At 54.1% G+C, this 21,900-nt stretch carries 23 protein-coding genes; 19 read left to right on the plus strand and 4 right to left on the minus strand.

All coding sequences use genetic code 11. The annotated features are described in order from the left end of the window. Positions 1 to 21 precede the first annotated feature (21 nt). From AV656_RS02080 to recO, 6 genes are read left to right on the plus strand one after another with little or no spacing between them, the layout of a single operon-like run. The gene (locus AV656_RS02080) at positions 22 to 2,136 is read left to right on the plus strand and encodes an HD family phosphohydrolase (protein WP_063178317.1); all 2,115 of its coding nucleotides are present in this window, start codon (positions 22 to 24) and stop codon (positions 2,134 to 2,136) included. Between the two features lie 19 nt (positions 2,137 to 2,155). Next, positions 2,156 to 2,644, plus strand: a complete 489-nt coding sequence (ybeY, locus tag AV656_RS02085) for an rRNA maturation RNase YbeY (RefSeq protein ID WP_063178319.1) — start codon at positions 2,156 to 2,158, stop codon at positions 2,642 to 2,644. Then, on the plus strand, positions 2,631 to 2,996 hold the full coding sequence (locus AV656_RS02090; RefSeq protein WP_063178321.1) for a diacylglycerol kinase family protein: 366 nt from the start codon (positions 2,631 to 2,633) through the stop codon (positions 2,994 to 2,996). Before ybeY ends, AV656_RS02090 begins: the two co-directional genes overlap by 14 nt. Positions 2,997 to 3,009: 13 nt before the next feature. Further along, positions 3,010 to 3,414, plus strand: a complete 405-nt coding sequence (locus AV656_RS02095) for a cytidine deaminase (RefSeq protein WP_063178905.1) — start codon at positions 3,010 to 3,012, stop codon at positions 3,412 to 3,414. Next, complete coding sequence (era, locus tag AV656_RS02100) at positions 3,404 to 4,318, plus strand: GTPase Era (protein ID WP_063178323.1); 915 nt, start codon at positions 3,404 to 3,406, stop codon at positions 4,316 to 4,318. Before AV656_RS02095 ends, era begins: the two co-directional genes overlap by 11 nt. Positions 4,319 to 4,375: 57 nt before the next feature. Further along, positions 4,376 to 5,191, plus strand: a complete 816-nt coding sequence (gene recO, locus AV656_RS02105) for a DNA repair protein RecO (protein ID WP_063178325.1) — start codon at positions 4,376 to 4,378, stop codon at positions 5,189 to 5,191. Between the two features lie 91 nt (positions 5,192 to 5,282). On the opposite strand, the gene AV656_RS02110 is transcribed toward recO, so the two are convergent. Next, positions 5,283 to 6,662 carry a glycine--tRNA ligase gene (locus AV656_RS02110; protein WP_063178327.1) on the minus strand — a complete coding sequence of 460 codons (1,380 nt, stop codon included), beginning with the start codon at positions 6,660 to 6,662 and terminating at the stop codon, positions 5,283 to 5,285. 349 nt (positions 6,663 to 7,011) lie between these two features. Between AV656_RS02110 and AV656_RS02115 the strand changes: the two genes are divergently transcribed. The 8 genes from AV656_RS02115 (at position 7,012) to AV656_RS02150 (ending at position 15,481) form a co-directional block, all read left to right on the plus strand. Next, a complete protein-coding gene (locus tag AV656_RS02115; RefSeq protein ID WP_197462185.1) occupies positions 7,012 to 7,650 on the plus strand; it encodes a helix-turn-helix transcriptional regulator in 639 nt (212 codons plus the stop codon). 10 nt (positions 7,651 to 7,660) lie between these two features. Then, the gene (locus tag AV656_RS02120) at positions 7,661 to 8,476 is read left to right on the plus strand and encodes a pyruvate, water dikinase regulatory protein (RefSeq protein WP_063178329.1); all 816 of its coding nucleotides are present in this window, start codon (positions 7,661 to 7,663) and stop codon (positions 8,474 to 8,476) included. 259 nt (positions 8,477 to 8,735) lie between these two features. Further along, on the plus strand, positions 8,736 to 10,556 hold the full coding sequence (dnaG, locus tag AV656_RS02125) for a DNA primase (RefSeq protein WP_063178335.1): 1,821 nt from the start codon (positions 8,736 to 8,738) through the stop codon (positions 10,554 to 10,556). 31 nt (positions 10,557 to 10,587) lie between these two features. Next, the gene (rpoD, locus tag AV656_RS02130; protein WP_063178337.1) at positions 10,588 to 11,697 is read left to right on the plus strand and encodes an RNA polymerase sigma factor RpoD; all 1,110 of its coding nucleotides are present in this window, start codon (positions 10,588 to 10,590) and stop codon (positions 11,695 to 11,697) included. A gap of 190 nt (positions 11,698 to 11,887) precedes the next feature. Further along, positions 11,888 to 13,027, plus strand: a complete 1,140-nt coding sequence (locus AV656_RS02135; RefSeq protein WP_063178339.1) for an acyl-CoA dehydrogenase family protein — start codon at positions 11,888 to 11,890, stop codon at positions 13,025 to 13,027. A gap of 153 nt (positions 13,028 to 13,180) precedes the next feature. Next, positions 13,181 to 13,570: a cytochrome c550 gene (cccA, locus tag AV656_RS02140; RefSeq protein ID WP_063178341.1), complete on the plus strand. Its 390-nt coding sequence runs from the start codon at positions 13,181 to 13,183 to the stop codon at positions 13,568 to 13,570. Between the two features lie 95 nt (positions 13,571 to 13,665). Further along, on the plus strand, positions 13,666 to 14,385 hold the full coding sequence (locus AV656_RS02145; RefSeq protein ID WP_063178343.1) for a tRNA (adenine(22)-N(1))-methyltransferase: 720 nt from the start codon (positions 13,666 to 13,668) through the stop codon (positions 14,383 to 14,385). Then, positions 14,360 to 15,481 (plus strand): Nif3-like dinuclear metal center hexameric protein, encoded by a 1,122-nt coding sequence (locus AV656_RS02150; protein WP_063178345.1) that lies wholly within the window; start codon positions 14,360 to 14,362, stop codon positions 15,479 to 15,481. Before AV656_RS02145 ends, AV656_RS02150 begins: the two co-directional genes overlap by 26 nt. A gap of 46 nt (positions 15,482 to 15,527) precedes the next feature. On the opposite strand, the gene AV656_RS02155 is transcribed toward AV656_RS02150, so the two are convergent. Both AV656_RS02155 and vrrA read right to left on the minus strand, forming a co-directional pair. After that, the gene (locus AV656_RS02155) at positions 15,528 to 16,502 is read right to left on the minus strand and encodes a 4-hydroxy-3-methylbut-2-enyl diphosphate reductase (protein WP_063178347.1); all 975 of its coding nucleotides are present in this window, start codon (positions 16,500 to 16,502) and stop codon (positions 15,528 to 15,530) included. Positions 16,503 to 16,564: 62 nt separating this feature from the next. Next, positions 16,565 to 17,146, minus strand: coding sequence for a VrrA/YqfQ family protein (gene vrrA / locus AV656_RS16710; RefSeq protein ID WP_156484777.1), 582 nt, complete (start codon positions 17,144 to 17,146; stop codon positions 16,565 to 16,567). Between the two features lie 90 nt (positions 17,147 to 17,236). Here vrrA and AV656_RS02165 point away from each other — a divergent pair, with 90 nt between their 5' ends. Both AV656_RS02165 and AV656_RS02170 read left to right on the plus strand, forming a co-directional pair. Further along, the gene (locus AV656_RS02165; protein WP_063178352.1) at positions 17,237 to 18,544 is read left to right on the plus strand and encodes a DEAD/DEAH box helicase; all 1,308 of its coding nucleotides are present in this window, start codon (positions 17,237 to 17,239) and stop codon (positions 18,542 to 18,544) included. Between the two features lies 1 nt (position 18,545). Next, on the plus strand, positions 18,546 to 19,433 hold the full coding sequence (locus tag AV656_RS02170) for a deoxyribonuclease IV (protein WP_063178354.1): 888 nt from the start codon (positions 18,546 to 18,548) through the stop codon (positions 19,431 to 19,433). Positions 19,434 to 19,500: 67 nt separating this feature from the next. Here the strand turns inward: AV656_RS02170 and AV656_RS02175 are convergent, their stop codons facing one another. Then, the gene (locus AV656_RS02175; protein ID WP_063178356.1) at positions 19,501 to 19,737 is read right to left on the minus strand and encodes a hypothetical protein; all 237 of its coding nucleotides are present in this window, start codon (positions 19,735 to 19,737) and stop codon (positions 19,501 to 19,503) included. Between the two features lie 99 nt (positions 19,738 to 19,836). Between AV656_RS02175 and AV656_RS02180 the strand changes: the two genes are divergently transcribed. The 3 genes from AV656_RS02180 to AV656_RS02190 are packed head-to-tail and all read left to right on the plus strand — an operon-like array spanning position 19,837 to position 21,888. Continuing rightward, the gene (locus AV656_RS02180; RefSeq protein ID WP_063178358.1) at positions 19,837 to 20,607 is read left to right on the plus strand and encodes a metal ABC transporter ATP-binding protein; all 771 of its coding nucleotides are present in this window, start codon (positions 19,837 to 19,839) and stop codon (positions 20,605 to 20,607) included. Next, positions 20,604 to 21,479 (plus strand): metal ABC transporter permease, encoded by an 876-nt coding sequence (locus AV656_RS02185; RefSeq protein ID WP_063178360.1) that lies wholly within the window; start codon positions 20,604 to 20,606, stop codon positions 21,477 to 21,479. Before AV656_RS02180 ends, AV656_RS02185 begins: the two co-directional genes overlap by 4 nt. Continuing rightward, the gene (locus tag AV656_RS02190; protein ID WP_063178362.1) at positions 21,469 to 21,888 is read left to right on the plus strand and encodes a Fur family transcriptional regulator; all 420 of its coding nucleotides are present in this window, start codon (positions 21,469 to 21,471) and stop codon (positions 21,886 to 21,888) included. Before AV656_RS02185 ends, AV656_RS02190 begins: the two co-directional genes overlap by 11 nt. Positions 21,889 to 21,900 lie beyond the last annotated feature (12 nt).

Raw genomic sequence — 21,900 nt, forward strand, 5'->3', positions numbered from 1 at the left:
CGCCGCTAGGGGGAAGCTGTTATGTTCAAGGGTTTGCAGTCGCTTGTTGAAAGGATTTCATTTTCCGTTTTCTCCATTGTTCTTCTCGGGCTTTCCGCCCTACTGGCTTTTGGCCTCATGCTCGGAAGTGTGAAGGACGAGACTTATGATATCCGGATGTTCCACCTCGCCAACGAAACCATCCGGTCGACCAAGACTGTGGAAGATCCCGTCAAGACGGAACAGGAACGGCAGCGTGCCGCGTCCGAGGTCACACCGGTCTATGATTTTGACGAGGAGGCCTCGCAAAACAGTGCGGCTGTAGTGCGTTCCGTCTTCGACTATGCCCTGGATGCAAAAGCGGAAGCAGCAGAAGACGATCAGGAAGAACCTCCTGAAGCTGCAGGGCAGATTGCGGATCTGAGGAAGAAGTTGGAGAGTCTCGAGGAGTCGGGAGGCGGGTTCCGCCTGTCAGACGATCTCCTCGGCTTGCTCGTTCGTGCCGGCAATGCAGAACTTGCAAAAGCCCGTGACACCGTCAGTGATATCGTGTCCCAAGTGATGGAGCAGCCGATCCGTGACACAGGCCTTGCCGATGCAAGAAACGAAACGGAAGACCGTATCCGGACATCGGCCATTCCGCAGGAGCTCATGCCGGCAGCCGTTGAGATCGGCCGCTCCAGTATTATTATGAATGAAAAACTGGATGAGCAGCAGACCGAGGCAAGGATCGAGCAGGCAAGAGCCGAGGTCGAACCGACACGGATCCTGCAGGGACAGGTCATCGTCCAGGAAGGACAGATTATAGACAGGGAAGTGCACCGTCAGCTGGAGCTTGCCGGGCTGCTGAATGACAGCGCCTCGCTCCGGCCGGTTTTGGCGCTCGGACTTTTTACATTGCTGATCTTCTGGTTTATTTACCGCCATTTCAGGCAGCTGGAACAGCCGGAATATGTGAAAAAGAAATGGCTGACCATTACATTGGTCGTTTACTTCCTGACCATACTGGCGATGAAGCTGCTTGCCGCGACGGAGATTGATTTTAATATGGCGCTGGCCTATGTCTACCCGACAGCCCTCGTGCCGTTTCTCCTGAGGCTTCTGACGGACGGGAAAATGGCGATTCTCCTGACGGTGCTGACAGCCGCAACGGGCGGCCTTCTGCTTCAGGAAGGGTATTCTCCTGTCGCCAATATGGAGATTGTGCTGTATATCCTGTTCGGCGGATTTGCCGGGCATTACCTCATCCAGGGTGACGGCCGAAGGTCGTCGATCCTGACGGCGAGCTTTGGCGTCACGATTGTGAATGCACTATTTATTATGTTTTATTTGCTCATGACCCAGTCGCACTTCGGCTGGCAGGAGTGGTCGCTGTTCATGATGGCCGCCCTCGGTTCGGGTCTGTTGTCCGGCGCGCTCACCATCGGACTGATGCCGTTCTTTGAAACCGTGTTCGGCATTCTGTCTGACCTGAAGCTCGTCGAGCTGTCCAATCCGAATCATCCTCTCCTGAAGAGGATTCTGACAGAGACACCGGGTACATATCACCATAGTGTCATGGTCGCCAACCTGTCCGATGCGGCCTGCGAGGCGATTGGCGCAAACGGGCTTCTGGCCCGTGTCGGGAGCTATTATCATGATATCGGGAAAACCCGCAGGCCGGCATTTTTCATCGAGAACCAGATGGCCGGCACCAACCCGCATGATTCGCTGCCGCCGGAAAAAAGCCGGGATATCATCATTGCCCACTCCTCAGACGGAGCGGAGATCCTGAAAAAGCATGGCATGCCCAGGGAGCTTGTTGATATCGCCCGCCAGCACCACGGCACGTCGCTGCTCAAATACTTCCTGGTGAAAGCGAGGAAGTCTGGGGAAGAAGTGGATGAGGAGTCATACCGGTATCCCGGGCCGAAGCCGCAGACAAAGGAAATCGCGGTCATCTCGATTGCTGACAGCTGCGAGGCTGCCGTGCGGTCGATGAAAGAACCGACGCCTGAGAAAATCGAAGAGCTGGTCCACACGATCATCAGAGATAAGATGAATGATGGACAATTTTCGGAATGCGACCTCAGTTTCAGGGAACTGAATATCGTAGGGGAAGTGATCTGTACGACATTGAACGGGGTGTTCCATAACCGGATCGAATATCCGAAGTGACCGACTGGAGGACTTAACTATGACACTGACGATCGATATGATGGATGAAACCGGTACAGTTGGGGAAAAGGATCAGCAGCTGGTCATGCGGCTGCTGGAACATGCCGCAGTGATGGAGAAGGTCGGCGAGGCTGAAGTATCCGTCACATTCATGGACGATGAATCCATCAGGACGGTCAACCGGGATTACCGGGAAAAGGATCGGGCAACTGATGTGATCTCATTTGCCCTTGAAGAAACGGTTGAAGGGGAAATGGAACTCAGCAGTCCCGAAGGTATGCCGCGGCTTCTCGGGGACATTCTCATTTCAACGGAGATGGCGGACCGGCAGGCGGAAGAATATGGCCATAGCCGGGAACGGGAAATCGGCTTCCTGGCACTTCACGGTTTTCTCCATCTTCTCGGCTACGATCATATGGACGAAGAGGAAGAACGCAGGATGTTCGGCCGACAGGATGAAATCCTGAAATCGTTCGGTCTCGGACGTGGCACGGATGGACGTCCGTAAGCTTTTCCGTTCGTTCAGATATGCCTGGCGGGGAGTCTTGCATGGTTTCGGCACAGAGCAGAATTTCAGATTCCATGTCCTTGCTGCCCTGATCGTGACCTGTGCGGGATGGATGACCGGTCTGTCCCAATCCGAATGGATGATTGTGGTCCTGCTGTACGGGGGCATATTCGCCCTGGAGCTGGTGAACACTGCCATTGAAAGGATCGTCAACCTCGTATCCCCCGAACATCATCCGCTTGCCGGGCAGGCGAAAGATGCGGCAGCCGGAGCAGTCCTGCTCTTTGCAGTGGCAAGCGCGATTATCGGATGCGTGATTTTCATTCCCAAATGGCTGAATCTCTTTTTTTGAAGGTGGTTAATCAATGGATAAACAACAACTGATGGACCGGGCCAAAACTGCCCGCGGACTCGCATACGTGCCCTACTCTAAATTCCAGGTAGGCGCAGCACTTCTGACAAAAGACGGCGAAGTCTTTGGCGGGTGCAACATCGAGAACTCTGCCTACAGCATGGCGAACTGCGCCGAACGTACGGCATTCTTCAAGGCTATTTCGGACGGGCACCGTGACTTCAAGGCACTTGCGGTTGTGGCAGACACTCCGGGCCCCGTGTCACCGTGCGGGGCCTGCAGGCAGGTCATCGCGGAATTCTGCGACGGGGACATGCCTGTATACCTGACAAACCTGAAGGGGGACGTCATGGAGACGACTGTCAGCGAACTCCTGCCGGGAGCTTTCAAGGCGGAGGACATGGACTATGCTGAATAATCGCGAAGGATACAAGTCTGGCTTCATCTCGATCATCGGACGGCCGAATGTCGGCAAATCAACTTTCCTGAACCGGGTGGTCGGGCAGAAAATCGCAATCATGAGCGACAAGCCCCAGACCACACGGAACAAGGTCCAGGGGGTTGTCACGACTGAAGAAAGCCAGATGATCTTCATCGATACGCCGGGCATCCACAAGCCGAAGCATAAACTGGGTGACTTCATGATGAAGGTCGCCAAAAACACGCTTAAGGAAGTGGACCTTGTCCTCTTCATGGCAAATGCTGATGAATCACTCGGCAAGGGCGATGAATTCATCATGGAGATGCTGGGCGACAGCGGAACGCCGGTCGTCCTTGTGCTGAACAAAATCGACCTGATCCATCCCGACGAACTGATCCAAGTCATCGATTCGTACCGGGAGAAGATGGATTTTGCAGAGATCGTTCCAATCTCAGCCCTCCAGGGTAATAATGTTGACCGGCTCATGGGCGTGATCAAGGACTATCTGCCGGAGGGCCCTCAGTATTATCCTGCTGACCAGGTGACGGACCATCCCGAGCGTTTTATCATCTCTGAACTGATCCGCGAAAAAGTCCTTCATCTCACCCGTGAAGAAATTCCGCATTCGGTCGCAGTCGTCATCGAACGGATCGCCAAGCGGGAAGGCCAGGAAACCGTTGATGTCAGTGCGACGATCATCGTTGAACGGGACTCCCAGAAAGGGATCGTCATCGGCAAGCGCGGGGCGCTTCTTAAAGAGATCGGTACCCGTGCCCGGAAGGATATCGAGATGCTGCTCGGCAGCAAGGTATATCTCGAGCTGTGGGTGAAGGTCCAGAAAGATTGGCGGAACCGGGCCAACCAGCTTAGGGAGTACGGTTTCCGGGAAGATGAATACTGACAAGGCGCGGGCCGGGAGCCCGCGCTTTTCTTCACATCCGGGGAAGGAGGGAAGCAGATGCTGAACAAATGGGAAGGGATTGTCCTTCGCACCGGTCCGTATGGAGAAACGAATAAAGTGGTGACGCTCCTGACCAGGGAAGCCGGCAAAGTGACCGCTATGGCACGAGGCGCAAAAAAACCGGCAAGCCGTCTTGCCGCCGTCACTCAGCCGTTCACCCATGGCATCTTCATGATCTATAAGGGGAGGGGCATGGGAACGCTTCAGTCAGGGGACCCGATGGACCAGATGCGCCATCTGCACCAGGACATCACGGCAACCGCTTACGCAAGTTATATCGCGGAACTGATGGACCGTCTGATCGAAGATAATCAGCCCTCTCCTGCCCAGTTCGAACTTCTCAGACAGGCGTTCCATGCCATTGACGAAGAATACGACCCGGAGGCAATCACCTTGTTTGTGGAATGGAAAATGCTTCCCGTGGCAGGCGTCCATCCTGTTCTGCACCAGTGTGCAAGCTGTGGCGCTACAGAAGGGGAGTTTGCGTTTTCTTTCCAGGAAATCGGCTTTCTCTGTCATCGCTGCTTCCATGTTGACCCTTACCTGATCCGGCTTTCACCGGCGCATCTCCGTCTGATCCGGACCTTTTACACGGTACCGATCGATCAGGTCGGCAAACTGACGCTGAAACCCGCTACAAAAAAGTTCATGAGAAAGATCGTGAGGACCATCTACGATGAACAGGTGGGTCTCCGGCTGAAATCGGCCTCCTTCCTGGACCAGCTTGAGCGCATGCCGTCATTCGGGAGGGAAGCCGGCAGCAGTAAGAACCCGAATCGTGAGGGAGAAACTGCTTCAGAAGATGAGGCGTGAGTTTCTTTCCCGGGAAATCATGCCCATGAAAGAGATTCTAACCATCAAAAAGGCAGTCCGTCAGATGGCGGACTGCCTTTTTCATCTATCATCAGAATTCGAGACGCTGTTCAATGAATGCACGGACTTCGCTGATCGGCATGCGAACCTGCTCCATCGTATCCCGGTCGCGGACTGTGACCTGTCCGTCATCCTTGGAATCAAAGTCGTAGGTGATGCAGAATGGTGTGCCGATCTCATCCTGCCGGCGGTAGCGTTTCCCGATTGACTGGGATTCATCATAATCGACAGGGAAGGATTTGCGGAGTTCCGCCCATACATCCTGAGCCTCATCCGACAGTTTTTTGGATAGCGGAAGGACCGCTGCCTTGAACGGCGCAAGTGCCGGGTGGAAGCGCATAACCGTGCGCTGGTCATCCTCGCCGATTTTTTCCTCTTCGTATGCATCGCACAGGAAGGCGAGGGTTACACGATCAGCGCCGAGGGAAGGCTCGATGCAATAAGGCACATACTTCTCTCCGGTTTCCGCATCCGTATGGGTGAAGTCCTCGCCGGAATGTTCCATGTGACGCTTCAGGTCAAAGTCGGTCCGGTCGGCGATGCCCCAAAGTTCGCCCCAGCCGAACGGGAATTTGTATTCGATGTCGACCGTTGCGTTGGAGTAGTGGGAAAGCTCTTCTTTTTCGTGCTCGCGCAGACGCACATTTTCATCCGTCATGTTCAGCTGGTCAAGCCAGTTTTTGCAGAAATCGCGCCAGTATGCGTACCACTCGAGGTCATCGCCCGGCTTGCAGAAGAATTCCAGTTCCATCTGTTCAAACTCGCGCGTCCGGAACGTGAAGTTGCCGGGTGTAATCTCGTTGCGGAAGCTCTTGCCGACCTGGGCGATCCCGAACGGAAGCTTTTTGCGCATGGACCGCTGCACATTCTTGAAGTTGACGAAGATGCCCTGTGCCGTTTCGGGACGCAGGTAGATGTCGTTCGCGGAAGAATCTGTTACGCCCTGGGAGGTCTTGAACATCAGGTTGAATTGGCGGATTTCAGTGAAGTCCTGTGCGCCGCAGTCCGGGCAGGTGATGTTATGCTCATGAATGAGTTCCTGCATTTTCTCGAACGGCATGCCATCGACGACCAATTCATTGCCTTCAGCCTCGAGCTTGTTCTCGATCAGCTTATCTGCCCGATGGCGGGCTTTACAGCTTTTGCAGTCAATCATCGGGTCGTTGAAGTTGCCGACATGTCCCGATGCCTGCCAGACCTTCGGGTTCATCAGGATGGCGGCGTCAAGGCCGACATTGTAAGGGGACTCCTGAACGAATTTCTTCCACCATGCCTTCTTGATGTTGTTTTTCAGTTCCACTCCGAGCGGGCCATAGTCCCATGTGTTGGCTAGGCCGCCGTAGATATCGGAACCAGGAAAGACAAACCCCCGGTGCTTGGCCAGATTGACGATCGTTTCCATTGAAGTCATGCTGTTTCCTCCTCGTAATTTTTATTTAGGCGATGCCGGAGACGGTGCATGCTTCATACAAAAAAGCACCCGTCCCCGGACATGATGTCCGGGGACGGGTGCCTGATGACCCGCGGTTCCACCCCGATTGACCGGAAAACCGGCCCTCTTTCAGAGAGATCGGCTCAGGGGTGCCGCTTCATATCCGTGCAGGCTTTCACCATCCCTGCTCGCTGTTGCTGGATACTACTTCATTGTCCCTTCATCGCCGTATGGACTTTGACAACATTGTAGCACGGGGAGAATCGTTTCGCAATCGGATGGAGATTCAGATATAATGAACTAGGCTATAACCCATCAAGTACAGGATGTGAGTCGTATGGAACTCAATAAGCGTCAGGATGAGATCCTGGAGATCGTGAAGGCTGACGGGCCGATTACGGGCGAGCAGATCGCGGAACGCCTCAGCCTGACCCGTGCCACGATCCGGCCCGACCTCGCCATCCTGACGATGGCAGGTTTTCTGGATGCCCGGCCGCGTGTCGGCTATTTCTATTCGGGCAAGAAAAAGGATCAGCATCTGACAGAGAACATGATGAACATGAAGGTGCGGGACTTCCAGTCGATTCCGGTTGTTGTCCAGGAATCGCTTTCCGTCTATGATGCGATCACACAGATGTTTCTTGAAGACGTCGGCACACTGATTGTTGTGGATGATCAGTCCAGGCTGACCGGCATTCTCTCCAGGAAAGACCTGTTAAGGACCGCGATCGGCGGAACCGACCTGGAGAAGATTCCCGTGCATATGATTATGACAAGGATGCCGAACATCGCTTATTGCAGAAAAAACGAAGCCCTTGTCCATGTGGCGAAGGTGCTGATCGAACGGCAGATAGATGCGCTTCCGGTCGTCGAAGAAACCGACGAGGGGCTTTCGGTAATCGGTCGCATCACCAAGACAAACATCACCTCGGCGTTCCTGTCGCTGGCGGAAAATCACGATTTGTGAGAGGTGCCCTATGAATCAACTGAAAATGTATATTGTGTCCGATTCTATCGGCGAGACCGGAGATTTGGTGGCAAAGGCAGCCATCAGCCAGTTCCGCAAAGATTTCGAATCGACCGCGGTCAAGAGGATTCCGCACGTGGAATCGGTGGACCAGCTCAAAGAAGTTACAGAAATAGCAGCTGAACAGCATGCCATCATCCTCTATACGCTGGTCAAGGAAGAAATGAGAACTTGCATCAGGCTGGAGTGCGAGCGCAGGAATATCCCTTCGATCGATTTGCTGGGCCCGATCATCGATGTGATCGGAAGCACGCTGAACGAGCGTGCATCGGAGGAGCCCGGAAGAGTCCGCATGCTGGATGAGGACTATTTCCAGAAAATCGAAGCCATCGAGTTTGCTGTCAAGTATGACGACGGCAGGGACCCCCGCGGTCTGCTCCTGGCGGACATTGTCCTCATCGGCGTGTCGCGAACGTCCAAGACCCCGCTTTCCCAGTACCTGGCACATAAACGCTATAAGGTCGCGAATGTGCCGCTCGTTCCGGAAGTGGAGCCGCCTGAAGAGCTGTTCAAAATCGACCCGGACAAGTGCTTCGGCCTTGTGATCTCGCCGGAAAAACTGAATTCTATCCGCAAAGAGCGGCTTAAGGCACTCGGTTTGAAAGATGACGCGAACTATGCGAAAATCGAGAGGATCAGAGCCGAGATCGATCATTTCTACTCTGTGGCGGACAGGATCGGCTGCAGGGTCATTGATGTGACCGACCGGGCAGTCGAAGAAACCGCGAACATCATTTTGAATATTAAACAGAAGCGTGAACGATGAACGGCAGAACCCAGAACCGCCTCTTCGGAAGGCAGGTTCTTTTTTTTGCAGCCGATATGGCGGAAGAACCGAAAAAATCAAAAGAAAATCTTCTCTAATGGTGGAAATGTACGGTGAGGCGTATTATAATTGGATATTGTGAATAAAATGCGCGTAGTGGGCAGTTTTCTTCCCTCCTGCGCACTTTTTTGTCGAAGAATGAAGGATTCTTATGCTGAATCTCGAATTCGAGAGTACGGCCGAAAGTGTGGTGTGAAGGATGAAGCGGATTCCTGAGGAGAAGATCGAGACGATCCGCTCCCAGACGGATATTGTCGGGCTGATCGGTGAATATGTCCAGCTGACAAAAAGGGGAAGGAACTGGTTCGGACTGTGCCCGTTCCATGATGAGAACTCTCCGTCCTTCTCCGTATCCGAGGACAAGCAGATGTTCCACTGTTTTGGATGCGGGGCAGGCGGGAATGCCATCACGTTTGTTATGGACGTCGAAAATCTTTCGTTCGTGGAGGCAGTGGCCAAACTGGGCGCACGAACGGGTGTCGAGGTGGAAGCCGGTGAAGCGGCCGGAGGAGAGCGGCAGATGCCCCCGGGCCACCGGAAGCTCCTCGATGCACACCGGTATGCAGCCGAATTCTATCATCATCTGCTCCTTAACACGGTGGAAGGGGAGGAAGCGCTCGAATATCTGTACGGACGCGGCTTCACAAAGGAGACCATCGAGAAATTCGGCATCGGCTGGTCGCTGGGCAACAGGGAATCACTTGTCACCCTGTTGAGGCGCAAAGGCTTCAGTGATGAGGAAATTGCGGAAGCCGGATTGGCGATCATTCCCGAAAACGGAAATGGCGCGTTTGACCGGTTCAGGAACCGGGTCATGTTTCCTCTCCACGATATGAACGGGAAAACGGTAGGATTTTCCGGCCGGGTCATCGAAAAGACCGGAGATGAGCCAAAGTACCTGAACAGCCCCGAGTCACCGATCTTCAACAAGAGCGAAATTCTCTATAATTACCACAATGCACGTCTCGCAGCCCGTAAATCGGGTAATGTAATATTGTTCGAAGGATTCATGGATGTCATTTCGGCTGATGCAGCGGGCGTCCAATCCGGTGTCGCCCTGATGGGCACATCGATGTCGGACAAGCATCTCTCGATGTTGGGACGTGTGACGAACGAGGTCATCATCTGTACGGACGGAGATCATGCGGGATGGGAAGCGGCCAGAAGATTCAGCCGGATGTTCCCTTCTAACCGCCTGGACGCCAAGGTGGCCATCGTGCCTGAAGGCCTGGATCCGGATGATTATCTGAAAAAGTACGGGGGAGAAGCTTTCAGGGAAAACATTATCGGACAGCCGCATACACTTCTGTCATTCTCGATGATGTATGCCAAGCGGGATAAGAACCTGAAGAATGAAAATGACCTCCTTCAGTATATCCACGAAGTTTTGGAGGAACTGGCCGGTAAAACGACACCGGTGGAGCGTGACCTTTACCTCAACCAGCTGGCAGAGGAGACGGGCGTCTCAACGGAGGCACTCACTGCGCAGTTCAGGAAGTCGGAAGCACGCCATACCCGAAAAGAAAAAAATGCGCCTCCGCCTGAGAAGCGGCCTGCCGAGCCGCCAATATCCCGCGGGAAGACCCGGAAGTCCCCGGTGGCGAGGGCGGAGCGGATCATTTTATCCCACATGCTCCGTGACGGTACACTATTTGCGCGGTTCAGGGATTCGGGAGAAGGCAGCCCGTTCTTCCATGATGAATATACGGCGATTTTCGTCAGACTTGCAGGATTTTATGAGGAATATGGCGAACCGGATGTACATCGCTTCTGTGAAACACTCGATGATCCGGAACTGAGGAAAATCGTCATGGAAACAGTGATGGACGAGTTTTCCGGAGAAAACGCCGAAGAAGAGATCCGGGACAGCATGCGGCATATCAGGAAATACAGGATCGAGATGGAAATTGGCGAAAAGCTGCAGCAATCGAAGGAAGCGGAAAAGATGAGCAATCTCAGCCGCGCCCTTGAACTATCCAAAGAAATCATCGCATTGAGGAAGTCCTTGTCGGCAATCTGAGTGTGCCGGCTTTTGCAGGAGGAGGAGTAAAATGGCAGACCTTTCAGGGCAGTCTAATGAGCATGAACACGAAATGACAATTGAGGAAATGAAAACACAACTGCTTGAGCAGGGCAAAAAGGCCGGCGAGTTGGCATTTGACTATGTAACGGAGAAATTATCCGCTTTTGATATGGAGCCGGATCATTTTGAGGAGTTCCTTGATCAACTCGAGGAGCAGGGCGTTGAAATCGAGCGCAAAGGAAAGGGAAAGAAAGGCGAAGATGAGGAAGAGGAATTCGACCTCAACGATCTGAGCGTACCGCCCGGCGTAAAAATCAACGACCCTGTCAGAATGTATCTGAAAGAGATCGGCCGGGTCGACCTCCTTTCCGCCGAAGAGGAAATCTCCCTTGCCAAACGCATCGAGGACGGGGATGAAGATGCGAAAAAACGCCTTGCGGAAGCCAACCTCCGGCTCGTCGTTTCGATTGCCAAGCGCTATGTCGGACGCGGCATGCTTTTCCTGGACCTTATCCAGGAAGGGAACATGGGCCTGATCAAGGCTGTTGAGAAGTTCGATTATCGTAAAGGCTTCAAGTTTAGTACGTATGCGACGTGGTGGATCCGCCAGGCCATCACACGTGCGATTGCCGACCAGGCAAGGACCATCCGGATCCCGGTCCATATGGTCGAGACGATCAATAAGCTGATCCGTGTCCAGCGGCAGCTCCTGCAGGACCTCGGACGCGAACCGACGCCTGAGGAGATCGGTGAAGAAATGGATCTGCCGGCGGAGAAGGTGCGTGAGATTCTTAAAATCGCACAGGAGCCGGTTTCCCTCGAGACGCCGATCGGGGAAGAGGATGACTCTCACCTCGGAGATTTCATCGAGGATTCCGAGGCGCAGTCTCCGTCTGATCATGCTGCCTACGAACTGCTCAAAGAGCAGCTTGAGGACGTGCTGGATACGCTGACAGACCGTGAGGAGAATGTTCTCCGCCTCCGCTTCGGACTTGACGACGGCAGGACCAGAACCCTTGAAGAAGTCGGCAAGGTGTTCGGCGTCACCCGGGAACGGATCCGTCAGATCGAGGCAAAAGCGCTCCGCAAACTTCGCCATCCTTCCCGTTCAAAGCGGCTCAAAGATTTTCTTGAATAATGATCAGCCATCCACGGTCTCATTTGAGGCCGTGGATTTTTTTGTTTCAGGAACGGTACATTGAAAGACTCAAACCAGTGAAAATCAAACATTCACAATGATCTTACGAAACTCGTGTTGATGGTTGTTAAGCGAGCGCTCGTTCAGTTATACTGGTTTTGAAAGCGTATTCACAAAAGGGGGATTCAACGTGAACTTCGATCTGACCGATGAGCAGCAGATGATTCGGAAGACAATCAGGGAATTTGCCGACGAGGTCGTGGCTCCGGGGGCGATTGAGCGCGACAGGACGAAGGAATTCCCGAAGGACATTTTCCGGCAGCTTGGGGAAATGGGGATGTTGGGCCTTCCGTTCGATGAAAAATACGGGGGAGCGGGTGCCGATACGGTCAGCTTCGCAATTGTGACGGAGGAGCTGAGCCGGGCGTGTGCTTCTACGGGAATCACATACTCTGCTCACATCTCACTTGGGGGAGCTCCATTGAACCTTTTTGGTACGGAGGAGCAGAAGCAGAACTATCTGGTGCCGATCTGTACAGGCGAATCACTGGGGGCATTTGGCCTGACGGAGCCGAACGCCGGCTCTGATGCAGGCGGAACGCAGACAGCGGCAAAGTCGGTGGGGGACGACTTTGTCATTAATGGCAGCAAGGTGTTCATCACCAATGCAAGCTATGCCAAGCACCTTGCGCTCACCGCAATCACCGGGATGGAACACGGCAAAAAGGAGATTTCCGCCATCATTGTTCCGACGGATGCTGAAGGATTCAAGATCATCGACAATTACGAAAAAATGGGTCTGAACGCTTCCAATACGACGGAGCTTGTCCTTGAAAATGTGCGAGTCCCGCAGGAGAACCTTCTCGGCAAGCGAGGCAATGGTTTCCGCCAGTTTCTTGTCACACTCGACGGCGGACGGATCGGGATCGGCGCCATGGCAGTCGGAATCGCACAGGCAGCATTTGACCGCTCTCTCCAATATGCGAAGGAACGCAAGCAGTTCGGCAGGGCCATTTCAGATTTTCAGGTCAACCAGTTTAAGCTGGCGGATATGGCGCTAAAGATTGAATTGGCGCGAACCATGGTCTACAAGGCAGCCTGGCTGAAAGATCAGGGACGTCCGTTTTCCAAAGAAGCCGCGATGTGTAAGCTCTACGCATCCGAAATTGCGATGGAAGTGGCGGATGAGGCCATCCAGCTGCATGGCGGATACGGTTATATGAAAGAGTATGAAGTGGAGCGCTATATGCGCGATGCGAAACTCCTGGAAATCGGTGAGGGAACATCCGAAGTCCAGCATATGGTCATCGCACGGCAGATCGGCGTATAAGTAAAGAAACCGCGCGGACTTTTGCCGAATTTGTCACAATGTCGCAAAACTTTCCCGGCTAATGCTTTCAGTTTTCATGGGAATGCAGTACAATATGTATTGTTCACTGTATATAACTGTACAGCTATCTCACGGAAAAGGGGGTTTTAGTCGATGAACAGAAATCCTGTCGTACCTTATATCCTGATCATGGCCCTCGGGATCGGCCTTATTTTCTTCATGTCTCTTTATGGACTGGATAACCAGGAAGAAATCGCAGCCGACCAGGAGCAAACAGAGGAAGGCGGCGAAGCCGCTACTGAAGAAGGCGGAGACGAAGCTTCTTCCGGTGACTTTGATCCAGAGGCACTTGCTCAAGGTAAATGTGTTTCCTGCCACGGCCAGAACTATGAAGGCGGAGTTGGCCCTAGCCTGGTAGGCCTTGACCTCAGCCAGGATGAAGTCAAAGACGTCCTTAAGAACGGTAAAGGCGCAATGCCTGGCGGTCTCGTCCCGGACGAGAACCTCGATGCGATGGCTGAATGGGTGCTTTCGCTTCAATAATGAACTCGTTTTAGGAACCCTTATCCGGAAATCCGGATAAGGGTTTTAACTTTTTACGGATTGTTGTTTACAATTGCAGAAGGAGGTGTCGGCAGATGAATGTGAACAAGCTGTCCGAGCGGCTGCAGGCAGTCGCCTCGCATATCGGGAATGATGCCGTCCTGGCGGATATCGGGAGTGACCACGCCTACCTGCCAGCCCATCTGGCAATCAGAGGCCGTATCCGCAGGGGAATCGCGGGAGAAGTGGCCAAGGGGCCGTATGAATCAGCCGAGGCGACGATCCAGGAGGCCGGTCTGCAAGGAAAGGTGGAAGCCCGGCTTGCAGACGGCCTTGAGGCCATCCGGAAAGAGGATGGGGTGGACACCGTTTCCATAGCGGGAATGGGAGGTCCGCTGATCGCCTCAATTCTGGAAAACGGCAAGAATCAGCTGAAGGGTGTAAGCCGCTTGGTCCTTCAGCCGAATATCCATGCAGGTGCCATCCGCTCATGGGCGGTGGCCAACGGATGGCGTCTTATAGAAGAGGATATTCTCGAGGAAGACGGAAAGATCTATGAAGTGCTCGTGCTTGAACGGGGAGAGGCGGTCTACAATGACAGTCAGATCAGATTCGGGCCATTCCTGTCTGAAAGGCAGCCTCCTGCATTCAGGAAAAAGTGGGAGCGGGAAGCTGCTTCTCTGCAAAAGATCTTAAATCGGATGAAGGAAGCTTCGCCTTCCGCAGAGCGCGATGCCAAAGAAGCGGAGATGAAGCGCTCACTCGATCAAATCTTGGAGGTGCTCGCTAATGGAGAAGAAAACGACCGTCAATGACATCATCCGGCTGCTGGAAGAATGGGCTCCAAAGAAATTTGCCTATGACTGGGACCCCGTCGGACTCCAGATCGGAAGCCCGGATGCGCCTGCCGGCAAAGTCCTCGTCACACTTGATGTAACGGAAGACGTCATCCGGGAGGCGGCTGAAGCCGGCGCGGGGCTGATCATCGCACATCATCCTCCGCTGTTCCGTCCGCTGAAGTCGGTCCGGACCGATACACCGCAGGGCAGGATTGTGGAACTGTGCCTCCGACACGGCATTTCCGTCTACGCGGCCCATACAAACCTGGATGTGGCCCCGGGCGGCGTAAACGATATGCTTGCACAAAAGCTCGGGCTCTCCGGGATTACTATCATGGAAGAAACCTACAGGGAGCCGCTATTCAAGCTGGCTGTTTTCACGCCGCACGACAGTGTTGAAAAAGTCCGCAAGGCGCTGGGAGATGCGGGCGCTGGTTCAATCGGGGATTACACACACTGCAGCTACGAACTGGAGGGGACGGGCCGTTTTACTCCTGCTGATGGTGCTGACCCGTACATCGGCAGCGTAGGCAAGGAGGAGTCGGTCGCCGAAACGAAGATCGAGGTCGTGCTCACAGGGTCGATCCGTGCCCGTGTCGAACAGGCCATGATTGAAGCGCATCCGTATGAAGAGCCAGCCTATGACTTTTTCGTGCTTGACCAGAGACTCGAGGAATTCGGAATTGGCCGGGTCGGCAATCTGCGTGAACCGATGACGCTGGAATCGTTTGCCCGGTATGTCAAGGAACGCATGGGCGTGCAGGCGCTGCGCGTCGTGGATGGAGGAAACAAAGAAGTGCGGACCGTGGCGGTACTCGGTGGCTCCGGTGCAAAGTATGTCGGTGCCGCCATCGGGAAAAAGGCGGATGTGCTTGTGACGGGGGATATTGATTTCCATACCGCCCAGGACGCTGCGAACCTCGGGCTCTCCATTGTTGACCCTGGTCACCATATTGAACGGATCATGGTCGGCGGTGTCAGGGAACGGCTGGAAAATGACGCGGAAAAAGCCGGCATTAACTGTGAATTCATTGAATCCGGGATCGTCACCGAACCATTCCGGTTTATGTAAAAGAAAAACGGGACTGCCCTTAATGGCAGTCCCGTTTGATGTTTGGTCAGACCGGATAAGGATCGATCCGTTTGACCGGCTTCGGGTTCTTGATGCGCGGAAGAATCTTTTCAAGTTTCACCTTGGAAGTGGTGTCATGTGTCGACGGATCGTTCGGATCGTACTGGTCGAAGAAGTTGATGACTTCCTTCACGATCGGTGTCGGCGTGGATGCGCCAGCCGTAACGGCGACCGTCTTTACACCTTCCAGCCATGCAAGGTCAATACCGGACACATCCTCGACGCGGTAGGACGGCGTTCCGGCGATTTCAATGGAGACCTGGGTCAGCCGGTTGGAGTTGTTGCTCATCGGGTCTCCGACGACGATCAGCAGATCAGCGTCTCCGGCCTGCTCGGCAACGGCTTCCTGGCGTACCTGTGTTGCCATGCAGATTTCACGGTGCACTTCCATGTGCGGATAGCGTTCCTGCAGGCGTTCCATAATATCGGCGACGTCCCACTGGCTCATCGTCGTCTGGTTGGTGACCAGAAGTTTCTCGGCGCTGATGTCCAGGGCATCAGCCTCTGCCATTGTCTGGATCAGGTGGACCTTGTCCGGCGCGACGCCGATGGCACCTTCGGGTTCCGGGTGGCCTTTTTTGCCGATGTAGATGATGTCATAACCTTCTGCGGTTTTCTCTTTGATCAGATCATGGGTGGTTGTCACGTCCGGGCAGGTAGCGTCGATTGAGACAAGGCCTCTGCGGCGGGCAATTTCACGGACTTCGGGTGATACACCGTGTGCGGTGAAGATGACAGTGCCGCTGTCGACCTGTTCAAGGATCTCTTTGCGGTTCGGCCCGTCAAGCGTAATGATGCCGTCCTGTTCAAAAGCATCGGTCACATGCTTGTTATGGACAATCATTCCCAATATATAGATCGGCCTCGGAAGCGACTTGTCCATGGCGGCGTTCTGGGCGATGACCATCGCGTCCACGACTCCATAGCAGTAGCCCCTAGGCGAAATCTTGATTACATTCATGGATTTCACTCCTTCAGTTCACTGCCCCTATTATAGCTGAGCGTGGCCGCGGATTCAAAGATTCAAAAAGGCGGCTGGAAAATCCGGGGCACCGAGCTGCCGTCAGACCGCGGAACGGAGGCTTCAGCGCGCGGGGCGGGGGCTTCAGAACGTGCCTGGGGAGCACTTGCGGCTGTCCTGTTTCCGCCGCCTGCCGAAGGGGTTCCGGAAAATCCGCGGTAAATCTGTAGCAGTGCAGGGATGTTCTGCATCATCGGGCTAAGCTGATTGATCAGCGGAGACAGTTGCTGGGCGGTGGATAAGAATTTATCGGCTGTCCTCATATAATTCTCAAGCCGTGACATTCCCTGGCCCTGTCCTCCAGCGGCTCCCGGCATTCCGAACGATCCACCCGGACCTCCGGGACCTCCAGGACCTCCGGGCGCTCCGAACCCTCTTCTGCCGAACCCGCCCGGACCAAAGCCGGGATTCCCTCCGAAGCCGGCAGCAGGACCATTAAACATGCCACTCTGCGGAGGTGATCCGAACGGCATCCTTGGGGCGCCTCCGCCGCCTGAAAACGGGTAAAATGACTGATATCGCATCCGGCGGACTCCTTTCATCAAAATACTCTCTCCCTTAATCATATGCGGAGTCTCCCGCATTGCCACCGATTCAATCGTGAATCATCCGCAAGATACGGGAGAATCCGGGCCGCCTGTGTTAAAATGGAGGACAGTTGAGGAGGAAAACGAATGCCGAAATTCACAGAAATGAAACTCCAGCCTTTTCTGCAGGATGCAATCCGCAGAATCGGCTTTGATGCGCCGACCCCGGTGCAGGAAGCCGTCATCCCGCTGATGCTGGCAGGAAAAAGTGCCATCGGACAGGCCCATACCGGTACGGGCAAAACTCACAGCTTTCTGATCCCGATCGTTGAGCGCACCAATCCGGAAGCCGATGCAGTGCAGGCTGTTATCGCCGCCCCGACGAGGGAGCTGGCCGAGCAGATCCATTCGGAACTGCAGAAACTGACTGAAGGGACACCTATCCGTTCCGGTCTTTTCATGGGCGGTACGGACAAGCAGCGCTCCATTGATAAACTGAAGACACAGCCGCATATCGCTGTCGGGACTCCGGGAAGGCTGCGGGATCTGGTCCAGGAGGATGCTCTCCTGGCCCATACGGCGAAAATTCTCGTCATTGATGAAGCCGACCTGGCGTTTGACATGGGTTACATCGAGGACATCGACCAGGTGGCCTCCCGCATGCCAAAGGACCTTGAGATGTACGTCTTCTCGGCGACCATTCCCGAGAAGCTCAAGCCATTCCTGAACAAGTACATGGAATCGCCTGAGCATGTACGGATCGGCGAGCGCCGTCCGGTTGCGGAAGGAATCGAGTTCCCGCTGGTTCCTGTAAGGAGTATGGACCGGAAAAAGAAATTGCTTCATGTCATGGAGGGACTGAATCCCTACCTGGCGATCATTTTTACGAACACCCGCAAGGAAGCGGAAGAGGTTGGGGAATTCCTGTCCTCGAGCGGCATCAAGACAGGCCGCATCCATGGTGATCTGACCCCCCGTGAGCGCCGGAAAATGATGAACCGTGTCCGCGATCTGGAATTCGAATACATCGTCGCGACCGACCTGGCCTCCCGCGGGATCGATATCCCCGGTGTCAGCCATGTCATCAATTACAATCTACCCGAGGATCTGGAGTTCTTCATTCACCGTTCCGGACGGACGGCAAGGGCAGGCCTGCAGGGAACGGTTATTACGCTCTATGATCCGTCTGATGATGACGCGCTCGTACGGATTGAAAAGATGGGTGTCCCGTTTGTCCACCGTGATGTGAAAAACGGCGTATGGTCCGATCTGAAAGAGCGGCATGCGCGCTCCACCCGCCAGAAGACCGACCGGGAGCTGGATGAAAAAATACGGCGTCAGGTCCGAAAGCCATCAAAGGTCAAGCCGGGTTACAAGAAAAAGATAGAAAAGCAAGTGGCCGATATCCGGCGCAAGGAAAAGCGCAAGGAGCTGCGGCAGGGAAGGAGAAAGTAAGATGCTGATCGGATCACATGTATCCATGAGCGGTAAAAAGATGCTCCTCGGAGCCAGCGAGGAAGCAGCCTCGTATGGTGCGTCAACATTCATGATCTATACAGGGGCCCCCCAGAACACGAGGCGCAAGCCGGTTGAAGAACTGAATATCGCGGCAGGCCGCCTTCATATGGAGGAAAACGGACTCTCCAATATCGTTGTCCATGCCCCGTATATCATCAATATCGGGAATACCGTCAAGCCGGAGACATTCGAACTTGGAGTGAACTTCCTGCAGAGCGAGATTGAACGGACTGCGGCACTCGGGGCCGACCAGATTGTCCTGCACCCGGGAGCCCATGTCGGCGAGGGAACGGACAAAGGAATTGCAAAAATCATCGAGGGGCTGAATGAAGTCCTCCAGGTGGAAGCACCTGTCCGGATCGCACTTGAGACGATGGCGGGGAAAGGATCGGAATGCGGCTGCTCATTCGATGAACTGGCCAGGATCATTGACGGAGTGGAACGGAACGACCGGCTGACCATCTGCTTTGATACATGCCACGTTCATGATGCGGGATATGACATCGTCAACAATCTCGATCAGGTGCTGACAGAATTCGATCAGGTGATCGGTCTTGACCGGATATCCGTGATCCATGTCAACGACAGCAAAAACGAGCGAGGTGCAAGAAAGGACCGGCATGAGAATATCGGCTTCGGCCATATCGGATTTGAAGCTCTTGCCGGGATTGTCCATCTTCCTGAATTCAGTGAACTGCCCAAGATTCTTGAAACTCCATGGGTCGGGCCGGACAAGGCCAGCCGGAAGGCCCCTTACCGGGACGAGATCACGATGCTGCGGGAACAGTCGTTCAGCCGCGAGCCGATCGAAGCTCTCATGGTTTAACAATAAAAACAGGTTGCCCGAACGTCTGTTGCGACGTAACGGCAGCCTGTTTTTTGATTTGCGGTTATCAGAGATACTGTTCCATGATCCGCCGGGTCCGCTCAGGTCCGATAATCGCTTCCACCTTCCGGATAAATGAATCCGGAACCCCGCTCCAGAGGAAGGAAAAGGACACTTCATCGAGGAGCGGACGCAGTTTTCGGACCTCTCCTGAAGAAAGCTCAACCCCGTACTGGGCGGCAAGTTCCCTGAGCTCCCGGTCGGACATTCTTTTCAGGTCCGCAATCATGCCATTCAGATTCATTCTGGGCCTCCATTCTCAAATCATTTACAACACGGGCGAACTGTACTATACTTCATTGAGTAAATCGTAGTCATTCCGAATTGGAAAAGAGGACGCAAAATGACAGAACCATTGATAGAGCTAGAAGACGTGTCATACCGGTACGGAGACACATCCGCGCTTGAACATATCTTTCTCACCGTGGAAAAAGGGGAATTCTGGGCGGTCATCGGGCCGAACGGTTCGGGAAAGTCCACACTGATCAAACTGATCCTCGGCCTGATCAAGCCGCTTTCGGGACAGATCCGCCTGTTTGGCCGGGACGCATCTGATTTTCGGGAAAAAGAAAAGATCGGATATGTGTCGCAGAAGTCCAACGCATTTAATCGCGCTTTTCCCGCAACCGTCAGAGAAGTTGTCCGGAGCGGACTGGTCAAGAAGGCCGGCCTGTTCAGGCGATATCCGGCGGATGCAGACGAAAAAGTGGACAGTGCGCTTTCTGCCGTAGGCATGGAAGAGTTTGCGGAGAGGAGCATCGGCGACCTCTCAGGCGGACAGCAGCAGCGGGTGTTCATCGCCCGTGCACTCATCAGCAATCCGGAACTTCTCGTTCTCGACGAGCCGACCGTCGGCATCGACCGCAAGCACATGCAATCGTTTTATAATATGCTGGGCCGGCTGAACCGTGAAAAGGGAATTGCCATCGTCCTCGTCACGCATGATGTGGACACGGTTTCGGAACTGGTTACCCATGTTGCCTGTGTGAACCGGTCCATCCACTTCCACGGACCTCACGAAGAATATAGCCGTCAGGAAAGTGAGATCCGTACCGAATGGTATGGGCATGCAGTCCGGCGTGTCCATCACGGCAGCAAGGCGGCGGATGCATGATTACTGCTATATTCGATTATGAATTTCTCCAGAATGCCTTTGCTTCCGGCCTGATCATCGGTCTGGTCGCACCCGCACTGGGTCTGTTCATCGTGGTAAGAAGACTGGCTCTGATAGCAGATGCACTGAGCCATGTCGCGCTGGCCGGGATCGCGGGGAGTCTTTTCCTGAGCCAGAATGTCATCGCCCTCGCCGGGCTTAACCCGCTTTATCTCGGGATCGGCTCCTCCGTTGCCGGATCGCTGCTGATCGACCGTCTGAGGGAATTGTATAAGAGCTATGAAGAACTGGCCATTCCGATCATCATGTCAGGCGGAATCGCACTTGGCGCTATTTTCATATCCCTGGCACAGGGGTTCAGCACCGATCTTGTCGGTTATCTGTTTGGATCGGTCTCGGCTGTTGGCCGTGAGGATCTGTACACGATTCTGGCGGTTGCCGTAATCACGATTCTGTTCATCGTGCTGACCTATAAGGAGCTTTTCTCGATGTCCTTTGATCCCGAATATTCAAGGGCACAAGGGATTTCCTCAAGAGCACTGAACATCTGGTTCATGATCGTTACGGCACTCGTGGTGGCCGGATCGATGAGAATCGTGGGCATCCTGCTCGTTTCTTCCCTGATGACGATTCCGGTGGCTGCTGCAATGCAGATTGCGAAAGGCTTCCGCCAGGCCATGTTATATGCCGCCATCTTCGGTGAGCTGTCGGTACTCGGAGGTCTGGTCGCCGCCTTTTACCTGAATCTTGCACCTGGCGGCACCATTGTTGTCATCTCGATTTTGATCCTGCTCCTGGTGCTCGGGGGCAAAAAGCTGGTCGCGTCACGCAATACGGCAAGGAATGAGGAGGTGGAAACCGGTGAACTTTGATATCGCGATAGAAAGGCTGAAGTCTGAAGGTTTCAAGCGGACGCCGAGCAGAGAGGCGATTCTGAGGCTTCTTGAGAGGGAAGACCGGTATCTGTCTGCAGGAGATGTCAGAAAGGCATTGGCCGATGAACATCCCAAAATGAGCCAGGACACAGTCTATCGGAATCTGTCGTCTTTCTCTGAAATGAAGATCCTTGAAGAAACCGAGCTCGGCGGAGAACGGAAATTCCGGATGCACTGCAACCGGCATGGCCATCATCATCACTTCATCTGTATGGAGTGCGGGAGGACCGAAGAGTTGGATGTCTGTCCGATGGAGCAGGTATCACGTGAGCTTCCGTCATTTGTCATTGATGACCACAAATTCGAAGTATACGGCCAGTGTCCGGACTGCCGCACGGCAGGCTGACCGTTTATCAGG

It is taken from the genome of Bhargavaea cecembensis, assembly GCF_001619585.1.
Classification (GTDB): domain Bacteria; phylum Bacillota; class Bacilli; order Bacillales_A; family Planococcaceae; genus Bhargavaea; species Bhargavaea cecembensis_A.

Bases quoted from the DNA above. Each gene is read 5' to 3' on its own strand.
- AV656_RS02080 (WP_063178317.1), top strand. From the start codon at position 22: ATGTTCAAGGGTTTGCAGTCGCTTGTTGAAAGGATTTCATTTTCCGTT.
- ybeY (WP_063178319.1), top strand. From the start codon at position 2,156: ATGACACTGACGATCGATATGATGGATGAAACCGGTACAGTTGGGGAA.
- AV656_RS02090 (WP_063178321.1), top strand. From the start codon at position 2,631: ATGGACGTCCGTAAGCTTTTCCGTTCGTTCAGATATGCCTGGCGGGGA.
- AV656_RS02095 (WP_063178905.1), top strand. From the start codon at position 3,010: ATGGATAAACAACAACTGATGGACCGGGCCAAAACTGCCCGCGGACTC.
- era (WP_063178323.1), top strand. From the start codon at position 3,404: ATGCTGAATAATCGCGAAGGATACAAGTCTGGCTTCATCTCGATCATC.
- recO (WP_063178325.1), top strand. From the start codon at position 4,376: ATGCTGAACAAATGGGAAGGGATTGTCCTTCGCACCGGTCCGTATGGA.
- AV656_RS02110 (WP_063178327.1), bottom strand. From the start codon at position 6,662: ATGACTTCAATGGAAACGATCGTCAATCTGGCCAAGCACCGGGGGTTT.
- AV656_RS02120 (WP_063178329.1), top strand. From the start codon at position 7,661: ATGAATCAACTGAAAATGTATATTGTGTCCGATTCTATCGGCGAGACC.
- dnaG (WP_063178335.1), top strand. From the start codon at position 8,736: ATGAAGCGGATTCCTGAGGAGAAGATCGAGACGATCCGCTCCCAGACG.
- rpoD (WP_063178337.1), top strand. From the start codon at position 10,588: ATGGCAGACCTTTCAGGGCAGTCTAATGAGCATGAACACGAAATGACA.
- cccA (WP_063178341.1), top strand. From the start codon at position 13,181: ATGAACAGAAATCCTGTCGTACCTTATATCCTGATCATGGCCCTCGGG.
- AV656_RS02145 (WP_063178343.1), top strand. From the start codon at position 13,666: ATGAATGTGAACAAGCTGTCCGAGCGGCTGCAGGCAGTCGCCTCGCAT.
- AV656_RS02150 (WP_063178345.1), top strand. From the start codon at position 14,360: ATGGAGAAGAAAACGACCGTCAATGACATCATCCGGCTGCTGGAAGAA.
- AV656_RS02155 (WP_063178347.1), bottom strand. From the start codon at position 16,502: ATGAATGTAATCAAGATTTCGCCTAGGGGCTACTGCTATGGAGTCGTG.
- vrrA (WP_156484777.1), bottom strand. From the start codon at position 17,146: ATGCGGGAGACTCCGCATATGATTAAGGGAGAGAGTATTTTGATGAAA.
- AV656_RS02165 (WP_063178352.1), top strand. From the start codon at position 17,237: ATGCCGAAATTCACAGAAATGAAACTCCAGCCTTTTCTGCAGGATGCA.
- AV656_RS02170 (WP_063178354.1), top strand. From the start codon at position 18,546: ATGCTGATCGGATCACATGTATCCATGAGCGGTAAAAAGATGCTCCTC.
- AV656_RS02175 (WP_063178356.1), bottom strand. From the start codon at position 19,737: ATGAATCTGAATGGCATGATTGCGGACCTGAAAAGAATGTCCGACCGG.
- AV656_RS02180 (WP_063178358.1), top strand. From the start codon at position 19,837: ATGACAGAACCATTGATAGAGCTAGAAGACGTGTCATACCGGTACGGA.
- AV656_RS02185 (WP_063178360.1), top strand. From the start codon at position 20,604: ATGATTACTGCTATATTCGATTATGAATTTCTCCAGAATGCCTTTGCT.